Origin of the sequence: Burkholderia sp. BCC1988, assembly GCF_905339895.1 — a bacterium.
Taxonomy (GTDB): Bacteria; Pseudomonadota; Gammaproteobacteria; order Burkholderiales; family Burkholderiaceae; genus Burkholderia.
In genome coordinates, this window is sequence record NZ_CAJPHA010000045.1 from 1 (window position 1) to 14,894 (window position 14,894).

A 14,894-nucleotide genomic window follows, 5' to 3' on the forward strand; every position below is an offset into this window, starting at 1 on the left:
TTCACCTCGTTCATCGTGCGCAGCAGATCGCGTGACGTCGCGAAAATTTCGCGCGACGTCGCACCGATTTCGGTCGTCGTCGCCGCGGTTTCGTTCGCGGTCGCCTGCTGCTCGCGCGACGTCGCCGCGATTTCGGCGACCGACGTCGTCACCTGCAGCGACGACTGCTGCGCCTGCGACACGAGGCTCGCGAGCTGTTCGGCCATCCGGTTGAAGCCGTCCTGCAGCGTGCCGAACTCGTCGCTGCGGCGCAGGTCGAGCCGCTGCGCGAGGTTGCCGGTGCGCATTGCGTCGTGCACCTCGACGAGCCGCGCCATCGGCCCCGTGATCGCGCGGAACAGCGCATAGCCGGTCGCCAGCGCGACCAGCAGCACGACGCTCAGCGCGGTCGCGAGCGTCGCTTCCGCCGTGTTGACCGACGTGCGGATCTGCCGTGCCGAATCGTCGGCCTGGCCGCGGTTTTCGTCGACCAGCGCGTCCGCGACACGGACTACGTTCTCCCACGCCGTCGTCACGTGCGCGAAGTTGGCCCGCGCAGCCGCGCGGTCGCTCGCCGCCGCATGCGCTGCGTCGTTCAACAGCGGCAGGTACTGGTCGTATGCGGCCCGGAGCGCGGCGAAGCGCGCCTTGTCGTCGTCGCGGAACAGCGTCGCCTCGTATTGCGTCGACGCCTGATCGAAACGCCGCAGCGCTTCCGGAATCCGGTCGAGATCGCGCTTCGTGCCGTCCGAATCGCCGTCGCTGAAGATCGCGCGTTCGACCATCGTATAGCTTTGATTGGTCGCGGCGCGCAGCGACGTCGACAGGTACAGGCCCGGCACCGAATCCCGCTGGAGGCTGTCGGCAGCGGCGTCGATCGCCGTCAATCGGGTGTATGAAATCGCGGCCATGACCAGCATCAGTACGAAGATCGCGCCGAAGCTGAGCACGATGCGCTTGCCGAGCGTGAAGCGTCCGCCGCGCAGCAGGGCGGGCAAAGGGGGCGTGCCGGCGCGGGGCGTCGTCGCAGTGGCCATGTCTATCTCCCGTAGGGCTTGGGTCGCCTGGATCCGGCGGCGCGAAGTGCAGAGAAAACGATTCGGTCGCGGGTCGGCGCGATCGATCGAATCGTTCCGGATGGGTGCCCGATTGCCGACGCCCCGCATGCTGTCATGCGGCGCGTCTGATCGCAATCGAATTTTTTACGCATTGAGCCATGCTTTTTTCATCCCATTAAAGATAGGTCAATACGCAGACGTTTGCGGAAATTTGAAAGGGAGCAGGGGTAGGTTGCTGCCGGTATTTCGGCTGGCCCGCCGACGACGGGGCATCGGCGGCCTGAAATGCGGAACAATGACGCATGATCGAATCGTTTGAAATCCAATTGAAATGTTTCCGATATGGGGATGTGAGCACGACTATCGATTTTCGTGTCGCCCAACTCGTGAAAGCCGTGCAAAGACTCTGTAAGTTGGTGAAGAGGCGGCGGGAGAATGAAGCGATGAAGAAGACGAAATAGCTATATCAAGTTGATAAGTGCATGCCACGCGTCTTCCTCAAGAGTCGTTATCCTTATCAGATAACTTCGTTGGCTGCGGGAGAGGCAGTCCAACCATTGGCACGTGGCGAGGCGTTCTTTGAGTATGGCGCGATGACATACCGCGTTCATCTGACGTCTCGGCAGGGAATTTCAGCCTTCACCGCCGGATAACTGCGCAGTTGATCGGTCACAATCTTACGCAGCACCGGGTTTGAGCGCAGCATCCGCCGAAAGAAGCGCTTGCGTGCTGGCAACGCAAACCGCCACCGGGATTGCTACTGCACTCCGATTGCGGCGCCCAATACGTCAGTCGCGCGTACCGGAAATTGACCGCCGCGTTCAAGATAAACGTTTCAATGAGCCGCCGTGCCAACGCCTGGGATAACGCCCCCCGATGGAGAGCTTCCTCAAGACGTTGCAGGTCGAAAGAATCTACCAGACTCACTACGATACGCGTGCCCACGCCCGAGGCGGCGCTTGACCAGGCGCAGCACCGATTGATCGATATAGGTTTGCCGACATCCCACTGCTCTGCCGCTTAAGCCCGACTCACCATAGCGACGACTGAAAGCTGTAGCTTGTGTCGGCACTTTGATTTGGCATTGCGGATGATTTGCGATGAGAGTGCAAAGTTGAACGACAAACATGTAGTCGAACGGCTCCGGCTTATCATCCTCGCGCAGCCTGTCGGACGAAGGGCTGGAGGATGCGCTGTATGACAGCATTGCGATGCGGGCGTTTGCCGGGATTGGTCTGGCCGTCGAGAACATGCCGGATGCGACCACGCTGCTGAAGTTCCGGCGCCTGCTTCTCGCACATGACCTGACGCGCAAGCTGTTTGACGAAATTGGCATCTCGCTGTGCGAACGCGGGCTGATGATGAAAGAAGGCACGCTGGTCGATGCGACGATCATCGAAGCGCCGCCGCCGACCAAGAACGCCGAGAAGCGTCGCGATCCGGACATGCATCAAACGAAGAAAGGCAACGAGTGGCACTTCGGCATGAAGGCGCGCATCGGCGTCGATGCGGATTCGGGGCTGGTTCACAGTGTGGTCGGCACATCCGCCAACGTGTCGGATGTTTCGCAAGCGCACGCGCTGTTGCACGGTCACGAGCAAGAAGCGTTCGGCGACGCGGGCTACATCGGCGTAGACAAGCGCGATGAAATGAGAAGCAAGTCCGTGAAGTGGCGCGTGGCGGCCAAGCGAGGAAAGATCAAGGCGATGCAGGACGGTGCGCTGAAGGATCTGATGATCGCGCTTGAGCGAATCAAGGCGCAAATCAGTGCGCGGGTCGATGTGGGCTCTCAGAAAAGATGTCTTTGCCCCTCTTGAAAAATCAAGGACTTGGACATCTTTTCTGAGACGAGTGCACGCTGCTCGTCTCAGAAAAAGTGTCCTTGGGCACGAAAATTCTCAGAAAAGCTGTCTTTGGACGGTTGTCCGGCTCCCTCGGTACATCTCGTGCAGAAAGCGGCGAGCGCGCCGGTGTGACTCTTATCGGCGGTGGCCACACTCGGTCCTTGAATAGGATCTTGGCTGAATCCGATGAGAATTCGACGGAACTCGGCGTGCATCTCGATCGTTCGTGGCTATACGATGGACGCGATATTTCCTCGCCCCATGCAGTTCGCACGGCTCGTTAGTCCGGGCAAGTCTCACGGCTCATTGTCGTGGCCCTATTTATTTCACTTCCCGTCCCGGGTGATCACCGATGCCTTACGGGGCCCGTGATCACCGTGGCGTGGGAACGCAAACAGGAGCGACGGCACAACGCGAGCAGGTCCGGGAGATCGAGCGCGGCATCCGGAGACTGCAAACGACAACGAGGCCGCAAGTCCCCGTCGCTTGTTTCGAAGATGTGCCCCATTACAACCGGTAGCCGACAGTGGCGAGCAGCGCGCCCAACGAGAATCACCCTACCCAGCCCAGGCGCTTGTTCAACGCCTGGATGGCTGCGCCGACCTCTTGGAGTCCAAGACCGGTGTTCGAATCCGCCTATGTATCGAGCACGCGATGCACGTCTGCCCGAGTGGCCAGCAAGTCCAGATCATCGAGGTCAGTGGGTACCACGTTGCTGAACCACGATAGATGCTCGAGATCCATCCGTCCGCCCCCTTGTGAAGAGGTTGTGGGCAGCAGATCGGTGTGCTGATCGGTGTTGATCATCGCCTAGGAGGCTGCACGCAACTCGGCTCGATGCTCTTGCCCCCGCCACAACTAGGTATGCGTACCATCTCGTCGAGCCCCATGGCGCCATCGCGCTCGGTGGCTGCGGCGATCTGGTCCGTACTCATCGAACGCGACGCATATACCACTGCGCGCAGCGCAGGATCGTCGCTTGTCAGGAACTCGTCCGTCCGATTGGCATCCTTCGGCAAGGCGAGGCACACGAGCCCCGTGCGGACGTTTTGGAACGGTGAGAGTGATCCGTGTTTGATGCCCTCGTCATCGGCGGGCATTCACGCGCGTACTCGTCGATCACCGCTAGTCACTTCAACTGCTGGTTCCCCGTTCTGCGCGAACAATCTGGCCCCGCACGGCCGATCGCCCCTCGACGAAAAAGGGGCGGAGCCTGCCAGGGCCTTCGTCCAAGTCAATACGGTATCGGTGGCAACGAGCAACCCTTCGGCGGGCCGTCCCCGACTCGGGGCGCGACGGTATCTCTCGTCGCACACATGAAAGCACGGTGATACGTCACCATATGGCCCTTCCATGTTGAGAATGTATAGTCGTTATCCCATCGCATTTCGTAACGATAAGGTCCACAGCCCCACTGGGTACACGTCGGATTCTGCCTTTTTCCCGTCGCCCTCCAAACACCTCTATAATCCGCCGCCGGAATGTACTTATCGAGCGCGATTATCATCGCATACGCCGTAGATCCGGATGGCACATAGATTGTTTGCCCAATGGTGAAACTCTGCTCTTGCGTCACGGCCTGACTATAGGAGGCACTTAGGCCGCCGCCTTGGCTTTTGAAGGTCGGGGATAAATCGATACCGATCGTCCACTGCCTCGTGATCGACGTGCTACGGCCTTCTGTCTTGTTCGCTGTGCATCCACTATTCGACGGCGTACTGCAACTGAGCGTAAATTCAGGATAATATTTTTGGACCCTCCACACCCAATACGTTCCTTGGGCACCTTGATTGGAATAGTACGAAATATACGAATTATTTCGATCAGCGGAAATCGTTGGGTTCGTCACCCACTTCGTTGTTCCGGTAGCGAGAGCGTGACTATTTTGGGAAAGCAAGCCCAGGCAAGCCGTGAGCAATGTTGCCAGAACGGCATATCGAGAGGATTCAATTTTCATTCGATTCACCCCGCAATCATTGCGTTTTTTGTTTAATCAACGAATCGCTTCCGCGTCGCCCGAGTTTGGGCAAGAGCGTGGCCAACTCATCTCGCTCTGCGGCATCAAATGCGAGTACGCCTACCCCCTCATCCGGCGCCCCCTTATACAGCAACGCAACCGCTGCTTTGCGCCCGACATGGGCCAGTTCGATACTAAGATCGAGAACGCGCTGTTGACTATCGGCACTCCCCGATGAATCGATGATTATCAGATAGCCTTCGTTCAGCGCACTGGATACTTTCTCTTTATAGCGACCGAAATCTTCATCTGCGTTCACAATCACCCCGTCAAATTGATTCTGAATTGCGGGATTCACCGAATCGCTGGACTGGATTGTTGCAGAACGGCCAAGTTCTTGCATTGCAATCCCCACGGATCCACTCGACAAGTTGGCCCATGCAGATTTTCTTACGGAATAGTCCTTATCGATCGCGACGGAATTTTTCCCGGCGGTCGAAAGGGAGTTCGATTCGAACTGCTGCCCGGATGCAGACTGCTGCGTCAGCACACTGGCAGGAGAACCTACAGCTCCGTCATCCCCTCCACACGCACTGACCGCAAGCGACGAAATTCCCATGAACAACGCAATGCGCCACCTCATCCGACACCCCCAAATTCATTGAAAGTTTCTAAGTTTCAAATAACCACCCACAACAAAACAACCAATACATCAGCACACCGCATCATTACAGCGAATCGATATTTGCAAAAAGCCGCATCGAATACCGTGCAGCGGGTCCGATTCGGATAATTACCTCGGAAGCACCACCGGGCCGTGACACCACCCCACACGACCATAACTCATTCTTGACTCCAATTTACAACCCGCAGCCTAACCCGCCTCATTTTTACGAGGAAATTAAATATCTCGATAAGTGTTATTAATTATAATAATATGCCTCTCATGCACACCAGCTCAGCCATTCCACATACAATCACGATCGACTATTTGAATATGTGAAGATCAAAAACTCCCATTTTATTCATCAAATGCCAAACCGCCTTACTCCCAGCCACCACATGCGATTCGCGACAATTCCATGGATGGCGCTCCAAGCAAGACGGAAATCTTGATCCGTCGAGCAAAACTATTGTTCCGCGCCACCGAATGACAATCGTCAAGGAAATGAATTACTGTTTCTAATTCCGAGATTCAGCACATCCCGATAATGATTGACCTCGATCTATTGAACACCCTGCTGTGCGTCGTCGAAGAGCGGAACTTTACGAGAACCGCGGAGAGAATCCACAAGACGCAATCCACAGTAAGTCAACAAATATCGAGGCTCGAGAGATCACTTGGACACACGTTGCTCGTCCGTGATAGAAGTGGTAACAATGTTGTCGTCACGGAACAGGGTGAAATATTGGCGACCTACGCGCGTCGTCTTATTGAACTTGCCCAGGAAGCAAAAAATGCTCTTGCGGCCAACCGGGATTTGATTCAAATTCGAATTGGAATACCCGAAGATTTTCGGGTCGACCGGATTACGCAAGTTCTTTCCGGATTCGCCTGTATAAACCCGTCCATTCGACTTGAAATAGCAAGCGGCATGAGTATTGATCTGCATGCGAAGCTTGCTGCTGATCAGCTTCAACTCGCCTTGGTAAAACGGGAACCCGGAACGGGGGCGTGTGTGGCGTCTTGGCCAGAGTCCGTCGTCTGGGTGACAAACCGGCAGACTGTCACGCCGTACGACGTGTTGCCATTGGCAGTCTTTCCTCGAGGATGCATCTACAGGGCACGAGCGGTATATGCTCTCAAAAAAGCAGGAATACGATGGAGAGTTGGTTTCGAAAGTCCCAGCTTGACCGGAATTCAAGCCGCGGTATCTGCCGGCTTGGCCGTTGGCGTATTGCCAAGATCTGCCGTCTTGCCCTCCCATCGGATCCTGTCGTCCTCCGATAAGCTGCCCGATTTACCGGGGACCGAACTTGCCTTAATTGCAAAAGTGAATCCAGTCAGCTTTGAACAACGTCCTCTCGTAATTTTTCTTTGCAGTGAAATCGAAAAAATCCTAGACGATCAGGAAAATTAAAGGAATGATGGCGTAAGAGATCAGTCTATTCGCCGATGATCAACATCCTCTCGCGGCGATGAATCAGAGCGCCGGAGAATGATCTGAAACAGCCACGGTTTCGACACAAGGCATAAACGGACTCGTATCGGATCGCCGAATTTAACCGCGCAATTTCAGGTTGCTCAGGCACATGGCTTTCAGCATCCTTCGCCGTCACACCAGGAGCCAATGCCGCAAGCGCACACGCCGTTCTATTCTCGATTGGCCATAAAACGGCTGTCGCCCAATACAGATGCAGCCCCGACTCCCAATTACTTGCCGCCGATCGATATCCGCCATAACTCGTAGCGCTCGTGACCGTTTGGGACCAGACCTGCGACATGGTCACTCAGCGCGCTCGACGTGAAGACGAGATCGCCGGTCGGAAGCAGAGCCGGAGTGTCCGGCCAATGCACGCCATCGTCGGATGCGATCAACGACATCGATTTCGTGCCCGGTTCGTACTTCACGATGCCATTGTGCGTGACATCGGTAATGTAGAGCACACCGTGCGAATCCGTCACGATTCCGTCCGTGTTGCCACCGACAGCACCAAGATCACGAATCTCCGTGGCGATCTGCTCATCTGTCGCACCGTGCAGCCTAAGAACGGCGGTCGAAACCGAACGTGCGCGTGTTCCTGTCGTCACGGTCCAATACAGCGTCGCACCGTCCGGCGACAGCGCGATACCATTGATACCTATCAGCAGCGGCTTTTCCGGCCATACTTCAACGCCATGGGAGACGACCTTTACCCCCGCTTCGACCTGCAAATACGGATGCCCGTCCAGCACACGTCGCGCCGTGCCTGACGCAAAATCGGCGACGATCAGTCCGACCTTGTTATGCGGTGAACTGCGCGAGCCACTGTCGGAAACATACGCGATGCGCCTGTGTTCGTCGACGACGATGTCGTTGAGGAAGCTGCCGACACGATCGGCCACACCGTCGAGGGCGATGCGCTTCACGATTCGTCCGGATTTCAGATCGAACACCACGATTTTCTGGGCTCCAGCAGGTGCCTCCGATTCGCCGGCAACGAACCCCATGTCAAGTGCCCAGAGCCAGTCGTTTTTCCGATCGACGTAGAAGCCCAGCACGTTGCGCAAATGCTCGCTCGGAGCAGTTGCTGTGGAATTGCCTTCCATTGACGGAAATGGCGTCAGTCGCGCCGGGCCGGTAGTTGCCCGAGTATCCAGCCTGCTCAGCGTCGCCGGTGTCGACGCGGCGACAAACCGCGGGGTACTCACATATGCGGTACCGCGTGCGTCGAAATGAAGCCCGGCAATCGGCGCATTGACCGAGCCAGCGAACGGCGCGGGATCCCCACCGTCTTTCGGAATCTCCCAACTTACTCCGGCGTAGCTCCGCCAGCGTTCGAGCCGGGTATCGGCCACCGCAGTCGCTGCGGTCGCGCAACTGATGAAGGCAATTGCGAAAGCAAATGGCGTAACTCGACTCAAGCGCTCGAACATGATGAAGGATGGTGAATTCGTTAGATGCGGTTATGCGACTTGATGCAGATGCAGCAATTTGAAGGTTTCGATCCATTGACCGGCGGTCGCGCGGAATGCGTCCATCAGCGGGCTGCGCATGTGGTACTCCCACGACGCGCGGTCCGCCCATTGCTCAAAAAAGACGACCATCCCCGGCTGATCCAGCGATTCATGCAGTTCGTAACTGAGACAGCCGGGCTGGTGGCGCGCCATCTCGACGAGTTCCTGCTGGGCTTGAACCAGCGCCGCTTCGCAACCGTGCTTCGCCTCTACGAGTGCGACAATGACGTGGGCTGACATATCGAGGCACCTGTTCACAGAATCGACCGAAAAGTGCCGCCTTCGACGCGCACCGCAGCACCGTTGGATGCGGCACCCAAAGGACTGACCAGCAACGCCACTATGGCGGCAATCTCGTCGGCCTCGATCATGCGGGCGATCAGTGAGCTCGGACGATACGTGTCGAAGAAGTGGGATTCGATTTCCGCATCGGTCATATCGGGTCGTGGCGCGGTCTGCCGCAAATACGCGACGATGCCTTTGGAGCGCGTAGCGGACGGCAGTACGCTGTTGACGGTCACACCCGTACCCTTCGTCAGTTCGGCCATTCCGCGCGAGACCGCGAGCTGGGCCGATTTGCTGACACCGTAGTGCACCATGTCCGGCGGCGTGAACGCCCCGACTTCGCTGGACATGAAGATGACACGCCCCCAGTTCTTCGCAAGCATGCGAGGAAAGTAATGACGTGACAGCCGTACGCCCGACATGACGTTGACATCGATCATTCGCAGCCATTCGTCATCAGTGATCTCGGCGAAGGCCCTGGCTTCGTAGTAGCCAAGGTTATTCACGAGAATATCCGTATCCGGCTGCGCTTCGATCAGTTCCGCGACACCTCGCTTGCCGCTCACATCGGCGACGATTCCGCGCACGCTGCCGCGATGCGCGGTAGCGGATATCTCGGCGACGGCGGTGTCGAGTTTGTCACGCTGACGCCCGGTGATCGTGACCGACACACCTTCGCCGGCCAACGTTCGTGCAATGGCCATACCGATGCCAGCGGTGGCGCCGGTGACGATGGCAGTTTTACCTTCAAGTTGCAGATCCACCGTTTGCTTCTCCCTTGCTCGTCGAAGGACCGGCTACGCCGGTCCATTGCGTGGCATTACTTCAGCCGCTTCAGCATCTCGCCCGCGACGTCGAGTGCGGAGGCCGGATTCTGACCGGTGATCAATTCGCGGTCGGTCACCATGTGCGCGGTAAATGGCACCTCGTTGCTGCTATAGATGCCGCCGGCCTGCTGCAGCGCGGTCTGCGGATAGAACTTCATCACTCCGCCGCCAAGCAGTCCTTTTGCCTGCTCCTCTTCCGCGTTGCTGATCACCGTCATGCGGTAACCGGAATAGATCCATTTCTGGTAGCTGCCGCTCGCGTTCCCCGAGGCGAGCTTTCGTGCAAAGCCCTGTGCATCGGGCAGGGTCGACAGCAACGCAATCGGACCATGACAAACGAGCGCCGTGGTCTTGCCGCGCGCGTGAAAATCGGCCAGCAGTCGGCCCACCGCGGGGCTGGTCAGAAGATCCTGCATCGGCGCGTGGCCGCCGGGAACATAGACGGCATCGAAGTGCCCGTAACCGATCTGCTCCACCCGCGACAGACTGATCACGGGAGAGTGCGAGCGCGACGTGATTTGCAGCTTGTCGAGCAAAGCCTGGTAACCGCGCATCGCCTTTTCGTCGCCGTTGAAGTACATCTTGTCGGCAGACGTCGCATCCATCGTGGGCGCGTTGCCCTCGGGCGTGGCGAAGGTCACCTGGTGGCCGGCATCAAGCAAGGCCTTCACGGGCTGCATCAGTTCGTTCAGGTAGAAGCCCGTCGCGAAGACCTTGCCGTCCTTCAGATCGAGGTGATCGGAATCCGACAACACCACGAGCACGTTGGCCGCGTGAGCGCTGTACGCTGCAATGCCGAGCATGGCGGCAACGGCGAGCTTGCGCATCGAATGCATAGCGTTCTCCATGGGGAATTTCAGGCCTGCCCTGAGTGATTCAGCAACAGATAACGGATCGCCGCGCCAACGCCGGAAGCCGACTGCGGGTTCTGGCCGGTCACGAGACGTCCGTCGACGACGACCTTCGCCGTCCAATTCGGTACGGGATGGTGATGCGCGCCGCGCTGTGTCAACGTGCTCGCGAGCAGGAAAGGCACGACGCGATCGAGTTGAACCGCGCGCTCCTCTTCATCCGTGAATGCGCTGAGGTTCTTGCCGGCGACCAGGTACGTTCCGTCGCCGAGGGTCACATCCACCAGCGCGGCGGGGCCATGACATACCGCGCCGACCACACCGCCTGCCTCATAGACCGCGCGAGTCACCTTTTGCACGTCGGGATTGCCCGGAAAATCCCACATCGCACCGTGACCGCCTGCAAAGAAGACAGCCGCATATTTCGACGCGTCGACATCGCCCAGTCTCTGCGTGTGGCGCAGCGCGTCGCGGAAAGCACTGTCGTTCCAATAGCGCGCGTTGACTTCGTCCGTCAGGTCAAGCCCGTCGACGGGCGGCTCGCCGCCCAGAATCGACGCGAATTCGACCGGGATGCCGGCCGCGTCGAGTTCGGCAAGCGGATGCGTCACTTCGCCGAGATAAAACCCGGTCGGCTCGCCGGTCGAGCCTTTCGTCGCGTGGCTCGTGAGTACGAACAGCACGGACAAGTCCTGCCGGTCACGATGTTCACTATTCATGGTTCGCTCCTCGATTTCAGTGGGTGACCCGACGACGGATCACAATGCGCCCACTTTATTTGGCTCAATGGAGGAGATAAACTGAGTCAGAAGTAAATCTTCTGTTCTCCGGAGGACAAGATGGGGCGAAGATTCGACCATCTCGGTGATGTGGAAGCGTTTGTCACGGTAATTGAAAAAGGCTCGATGACCGCCGGCGCGGTGGCCTTAGGCAGCACACCTTCGGTTCTGAGCCGAGCTATCACGCGCCTGGAGACTCGGCTGGGTGTGCAGTTGCTGCGTCGTTCGACCCGACGGTTGAGCCTGACGGAGCAAGGCAGGCTCTATCTGGAACAATCGCGCGCAGCGTTCTTGTTGATCGACGATGCCGAGCGCGCCATTCAGGGGCAGGACGGCGCGCTGACAGGTCATGTCCGGCTCAGCGTACCGACGACGTACGGACACTATCGTCTGCCACCGCTGCTTCGGCAGTTCACGCAGCAACACCCGCAGGTTCGCGTGGAGTTGAATATCGCGAACCGGAACGTCGATCTGGTGGCCGAAGGTTTCGATCTGGCGATCCGGCTAGGCGCATTGCCCGACAGTGGACTGGTCGCGCGCAAGCTCGAAGATGCAGCGTTATGCCTGGTAGCGTCGCCCGATTACATCGCCAATGCTGGCATTCCGGAAAACGTGGCCGATCTGGAGCGCCACCTTTGCTTGCCTTTCATGCTGCCCAGCAGCGGCCGTATCGCACCGTGGGTGTTCCAGGACGGCGGTCAGGACATCGACTGGCTGCCGCCTTCGAACGTCGCGGTCTCCGACGATGTGCTGGGTGTCGTTTCAATGGCGCAGAGCGGCGCCGGCATCTGCCAGACCTATGATTTTATTGTTCGGGACCGGATTCAGGCCGGAACTCTCGTCGAACTGCTGCCCCACCTCCGCGGCCGCACACGGCCGTTTTCTGTGATTTATGCGCCTCATCGTCGCTTGTCTGCGGCATCACGGGCCCTGATCGACATGCTTGTCGCGTCTACCCCCGATGCATCCAAATGAAAGCAGAATGATGGTTGATGGACTCTCAGCGCTCAGCACGGGTTCGGGAAATTCGAACGGCTCACTGATTGCCACGATTGAACGACACTAATGAATGCAAGTGGCGTAGCGGCTTCATGCAACGATTCGAAGCACGTTGAAATCAGCCTGAAGCCGGCATGTCTTAAGGCATTTCGTATTCGGGCGGTTACGCGCGTTTGATTTGCTTGATCAAAAAATCGACCATATCTCGCTGTGCGTTGTCAAGAATATCGCCGGTGCCGACTAGCGCAAGCTCTGACGGTGGCAATGGAGGCAAATCGGTGCAGACTCGATGCTCCGGCAAGATCGCAGACTTCGGTAGCACCGAGATAGCCAGACCTGCGGCGACCGCTGCCTGAATCGCAGTAAGGCTTTGGCTGCCAAACGCTATGCGCCAGGCACGCTGCGCCTTGTCGAGACTGCGGATCGCCCGCTGACGGTAAATACATCCGTGGGGAAAAAGCGCAAGCGCGATCGGCTCATCCGAATCCGGCTTCGGGGGATCAGCATCCCGCCCCCGCACCCAAGCAAGCGACTCCGGCCAAGCCGCGAAGCAGTCGCCTCTGCCGGGTTCCCGCTTGACGAGTGCTAGGTCTATTTCCCTCGCGGCAAGCTTGCCTTGCAAATCCGCGCTCATACCCGCCGACGTTTCAAGCCTCACATCCGGTCGGACCTTCAGAAAACCCGAGAGTATTGCCGACATGCGCCGCGCATCGAAGTCCTCCGGGACCCCGATTCGAACCGGCGAAAGCTTGACGTCGCGCTGGAGCACCTCGCGGGCTTCCTGCGACAACGCCAGCAGCCTCCGCGCGTACTGCGCGAGCAAGACACCGTGTTCGGTGGCAACGACATGATTCCCCGAACGGTCCCTGAGCAGCAGCGGGCGACCTACCGACTCTTCCAGCTTTCGCACCTGCTGGCTAACAGTCGACTGCGTGCGATGAACACGTTCGCCTGCACGAGTGAAGCTGCCTTCATCAACGACGCAAATCAGCGTCTTCAGTAGCTCGAGATCAAACATGGTCAGTCATTTGAAATTTAAATATCCATGATTTTATTATCTAATTTCTAAATATGAGACCTTCTGCCTATGATGCGAATGTCTTCTAGCCAAACAGGAACAATGATGTCACTGAAAGATACGAGTCGGCCACAATGGCTGACATTCGACTGCTACGGCACGCTCATTCAATGGGACGAAGGTTTGCTGGCAGCGGTACGCGAGATTCTTGGAAAACGGCAGGCAACGGAGGTCGACGCATCCAGATTCATCGAGGTTTACGACCGGTATGAACATGAGCTCGAGCAGCAATCGCCCCACCGCACCTTCCGTCAGGTTTCCGGCCAGGGCCTTCGACTTGCGCTGGAGGAATTCGGGCTTGCCGGGAGCGAAAGCGACGCCGCAGTGCTGACTTCGAGGATTGCGGCGATGCCACCGTTTCCCGAGGTCGTCGGCACGCTAGGGAAGTTGAAAGCAATGGGATACCGTCTGTGTATTGTCTCGAATACGGACGACGACATTATTGCAGGCAACGTAGCACAACTTGGCGGCTATATCGACAGGGTCATTACTGCACAACAGGCCGGGGCCTACAAACCAGCACGTCGGCTGTTCGATTACGCGCACGAACAGCTTGATGTATCGAAGGACGACGTTGTTCACATTTGCGCCAGCCCGCATCTGGACCATGCAGCGGCGCGAGACATCGGATTTCGTTGCGTGTGGATTGATCGAGGCACGGGTCGAAAATTGCTGCCGGACTACACTCCAGACGCGACGTTACAGACGCTGCACGAAGTACCGGAACTCTTTGCTACGCTCGACTGGTAGTCCATTGTCCCGTTACCCCGATCACGGCTTGCCCAAGTGCATGCAATATTGCCGGAAGAAGCGACGCGTTCCGATCGGGGTACATCACACACGCTTCTCATCATCGACATACTGATCGCGGTCCGGCACATAAACCCTGATCCCAGAACGACACGTAACGATTTGCATCCGGTGACCCGAAACGTCGACGCTGAATCCCGACGCAAATCAGGATGACTCTCGCTCCAGGACTGCCCCGCTCCACCACCCATCTTGCTCCGCTTCCGACACCGGCAAGAACCCGTTGGTTTCCCAAGATCACTTGTCGGACCGGCCGCTGAAAAACTTGATCGGCATGGTGCCGGTCTACTTGGTAAGGCGACTGAGACTTCTCTCTTTGAGCCGTTGAAGGGCGCTCAGGTCGGATCCTCTTGCTCCCGATGCCAAAGGTCGCGGATGCTTTGCTTGCAACGCGCTCCAACTTCCAACGATGGCCTCAAGCTCAGTGCGCTCCAGCACAAACGCATTCTGCCGACTCATGCGGCTGGATCATCTGCATGATTGGTCCCGGTACTGGCCTCGACACATCCGATCGCAATCAGTCGGTTCGGTCGATGCGAATGTCCGGACTTTCAGGACACGAAGGCGTGAGAGTCAAGTCATGTGATATCACTCCCTGCATTGCTCGTTTCGACCAGCATCGTCGGCATGCCGCACTTGTTCACGAGGTTACTCACCCAGATACGCAGCCCGCACCTTCGGATCGTCGAGCATCTGCTTCGCGTCGCCTTCCATCGTGACCGTGCCGGAATCCATCACGTAGCCGCGGTCGGCCGCTTGCAGCGCGAGC

General features: G+C 57.9%; 11 protein-coding genes and 4 pseudogenes. 5 read left to right on the top strand and 10 right to left on the bottom strand.

Annotated features, from left to right (window positions below):
* Together U4012_RS35160 and U4012_RS36055 are read right to left on the bottom strand one after the other, a co-directional pair.
* A partial coding sequence (locus U4012_RS35160) for a methyl-accepting chemotaxis protein (RefSeq protein WP_321804447.1) occupies window positions 1-1,016 on the bottom strand: 1,016 nt, incomplete at its 3' end.
* A gap of 646 nt (window positions 1,017-1,662) precedes the next feature.
* Window positions 1,663-1,767 (bottom strand): annotated as a pseudogene (locus U4012_RS36055) (IS6 family transposase); the annotation flags it as partial.
* On the opposite strand from U4012_RS36055, the pseudogene U4012_RS35165 reads away from it, so the two are divergent.
* Both U4012_RS35165 and U4012_RS35170 read left to right on the top strand, forming a co-directional pair.
* Window positions 1,762-1,988, top strand: a pseudogene (locus tag U4012_RS35165) (IS3 family transposase); the annotation flags it as partial. The pseudogenes U4012_RS36055 and U4012_RS35165 overlap by 6 nt on opposite strands.
* A 215-nt stretch (window positions 1,989-2,203) precedes the next feature.
* A pseudogene (locus tag U4012_RS35170) lies at window positions 2,204-2,818 on the top strand (IS5 family transposase); the annotation flags it as partial.
* A gap of 2,036 nt (window positions 2,819-4,854) precedes the next feature.
* Here U4012_RS35170 and U4012_RS35175 read toward each other — a convergent pair.
* On the bottom strand, window positions 4,855-5,457 hold the full coding sequence (locus U4012_RS35175; protein WP_321804449.1) for a hypothetical protein: 603 nt from the start codon (window positions 5,455-5,457) through the stop codon (window positions 4,855-4,857).
* 592 nt (window positions 5,458-6,049) lie between these two features.
* Between U4012_RS35175 and U4012_RS35180 the strand changes: the two genes are divergently transcribed.
* A complete protein-coding gene (locus U4012_RS35180) occupies window positions 6,050-6,919 on the top strand; it encodes a LysR family transcriptional regulator (RefSeq protein ID WP_119338660.1) in 870 nt (289 codons plus the stop codon).
* A 293-nt stretch (window positions 6,920-7,212) separates the two neighbouring features.
* Here the strand turns inward: U4012_RS35180 and U4012_RS35185 are convergent, their stop codons facing one another.
* From U4012_RS35185 to U4012_RS35205, 5 genes are read right to left on the bottom strand one after another with little or no spacing between them, the layout of a single operon-like run.
* Entirely contained in the window at window positions 7,213-8,415 is a 1,203-nt protein-coding gene (locus tag U4012_RS35185) for an L-dopachrome tautomerase-related protein (protein WP_321804453.1), read from the bottom strand.
* A 30-nt stretch (window positions 8,416-8,445) separates the two neighbouring features.
* Window positions 8,446-8,736, bottom strand: coding sequence for a putative quinol monooxygenase (locus U4012_RS35190; protein WP_124489512.1), 291 nt, complete (start codon window positions 8,734-8,736; stop codon window positions 8,446-8,448).
* A gap of 14 nt (window positions 8,737-8,750) precedes the next feature.
* A complete protein-coding gene (locus U4012_RS35195; protein WP_059619754.1) occupies window positions 8,751-9,545 on the bottom strand; it encodes an SDR family NAD(P)-dependent oxidoreductase in 795 nt (264 codons plus the stop codon).
* 56 nt (window positions 9,546-9,601) lie between these two features.
* Window positions 9,602-10,456, bottom strand: a complete 855-nt coding sequence (locus U4012_RS35200; protein ID WP_321804454.1) for a type 1 glutamine amidotransferase domain-containing protein — start codon at window positions 10,454-10,456, stop codon at window positions 9,602-9,604.
* Between the two features lie 8 nt (window positions 10,457-10,464).
* Window positions 10,465-11,178, bottom strand: coding sequence for a type 1 glutamine amidotransferase domain-containing protein (locus U4012_RS35205; RefSeq protein WP_124530256.1), 714 nt, complete (start codon window positions 11,176-11,178; stop codon window positions 10,465-10,467).
* Window positions 11,179-11,298: 120 nt separating this feature from the next.
* On the opposite strand from U4012_RS35205, the gene U4012_RS35210 reads away from it, so the two are divergent.
* Window positions 11,299-12,213, top strand: coding sequence for a LysR family transcriptional regulator (locus tag U4012_RS35210; RefSeq protein WP_321804455.1), 915 nt, complete (start codon window positions 11,299-11,301; stop codon window positions 12,211-12,213).
* Between the two features lie 187 nt (window positions 12,214-12,400).
* On the opposite strand, the gene U4012_RS35215 is transcribed toward U4012_RS35210, so the two are convergent.
* Entirely contained in the window at window positions 12,401-13,255 is an 855-nt protein-coding gene (locus U4012_RS35215; RefSeq protein ID WP_059619746.1) for a LysR substrate-binding domain-containing protein, read from the bottom strand.
* A gap of 105 nt (window positions 13,256-13,360) precedes the next feature.
* Between U4012_RS35215 and U4012_RS35220 the strand changes: the two genes are divergently transcribed.
* The gene (locus U4012_RS35220; protein ID WP_069707191.1) at window positions 13,361-14,065 is read left to right on the top strand and encodes a haloacid dehalogenase type II; all 705 of its coding nucleotides are present in this window, start codon (window positions 13,361-13,363) and stop codon (window positions 14,063-14,065) included.
* A 708-nt stretch (window positions 14,066-14,773) separates the two neighbouring features.
* Here the strand turns inward: U4012_RS35220 and U4012_RS35225 are convergent.
* A pseudogene (locus U4012_RS35225) lies at window positions 14,774-14,894 on the bottom strand (ABC transporter ATP-binding protein); the annotation flags it as partial.

Excerpts from the sequence above, each read along its gene's own strand:
- U4012_RS35185 (WP_321804453.1), bottom strand. The coding sequence starts at position 8,415 with ATGTTCGAGCGCTTGAGTCGAGTTACGCCATTTGCTTTCGCAATTGCC.
- U4012_RS35220 (WP_069707191.1), top strand. The coding sequence starts at position 13,361 with ATGTCACTGAAAGATACGAGTCGGCCACAATGGCTGACATTCGACTGC.
- U4012_RS35175 (WP_321804449.1), bottom strand. The coding sequence starts at position 5,457 with ATGGGAATTTCGTCGCTTGCGGTCAGTGCGTGTGGAGGGGATGACGGA.
- U4012_RS35200 (WP_321804454.1), bottom strand. The coding sequence starts at position 10,456 with ATGGAGAACGCTATGCATTCGATGCGCAAGCTCGCCGTTGCCGCCATG.
- U4012_RS35215 (WP_059619746.1), bottom strand. The coding sequence starts at position 13,255 with ATGTTTGATCTCGAGCTACTGAAGACGCTGATTTGCGTCGTTGATGAA.
- U4012_RS35190 (WP_124489512.1), bottom strand. The coding sequence starts at position 8,736 with ATGTCAGCCCACGTCATTGTCGCACTCGTAGAGGCGAAGCACGGTTGC.
- U4012_RS35205 (WP_124530256.1), bottom strand. The coding sequence starts at position 11,178 with ATGAATAGTGAACATCGTGACCGGCAGGACTTGTCCGTGCTGTTCGTA.
- U4012_RS35180 (WP_119338660.1), top strand. The coding sequence starts at position 6,050 with ATGATTGACCTCGATCTATTGAACACCCTGCTGTGCGTCGTCGAAGAG.
- U4012_RS35210 (WP_321804455.1), top strand. The coding sequence starts at position 11,299 with ATGGGGCGAAGATTCGACCATCTCGGTGATGTGGAAGCGTTTGTCACG.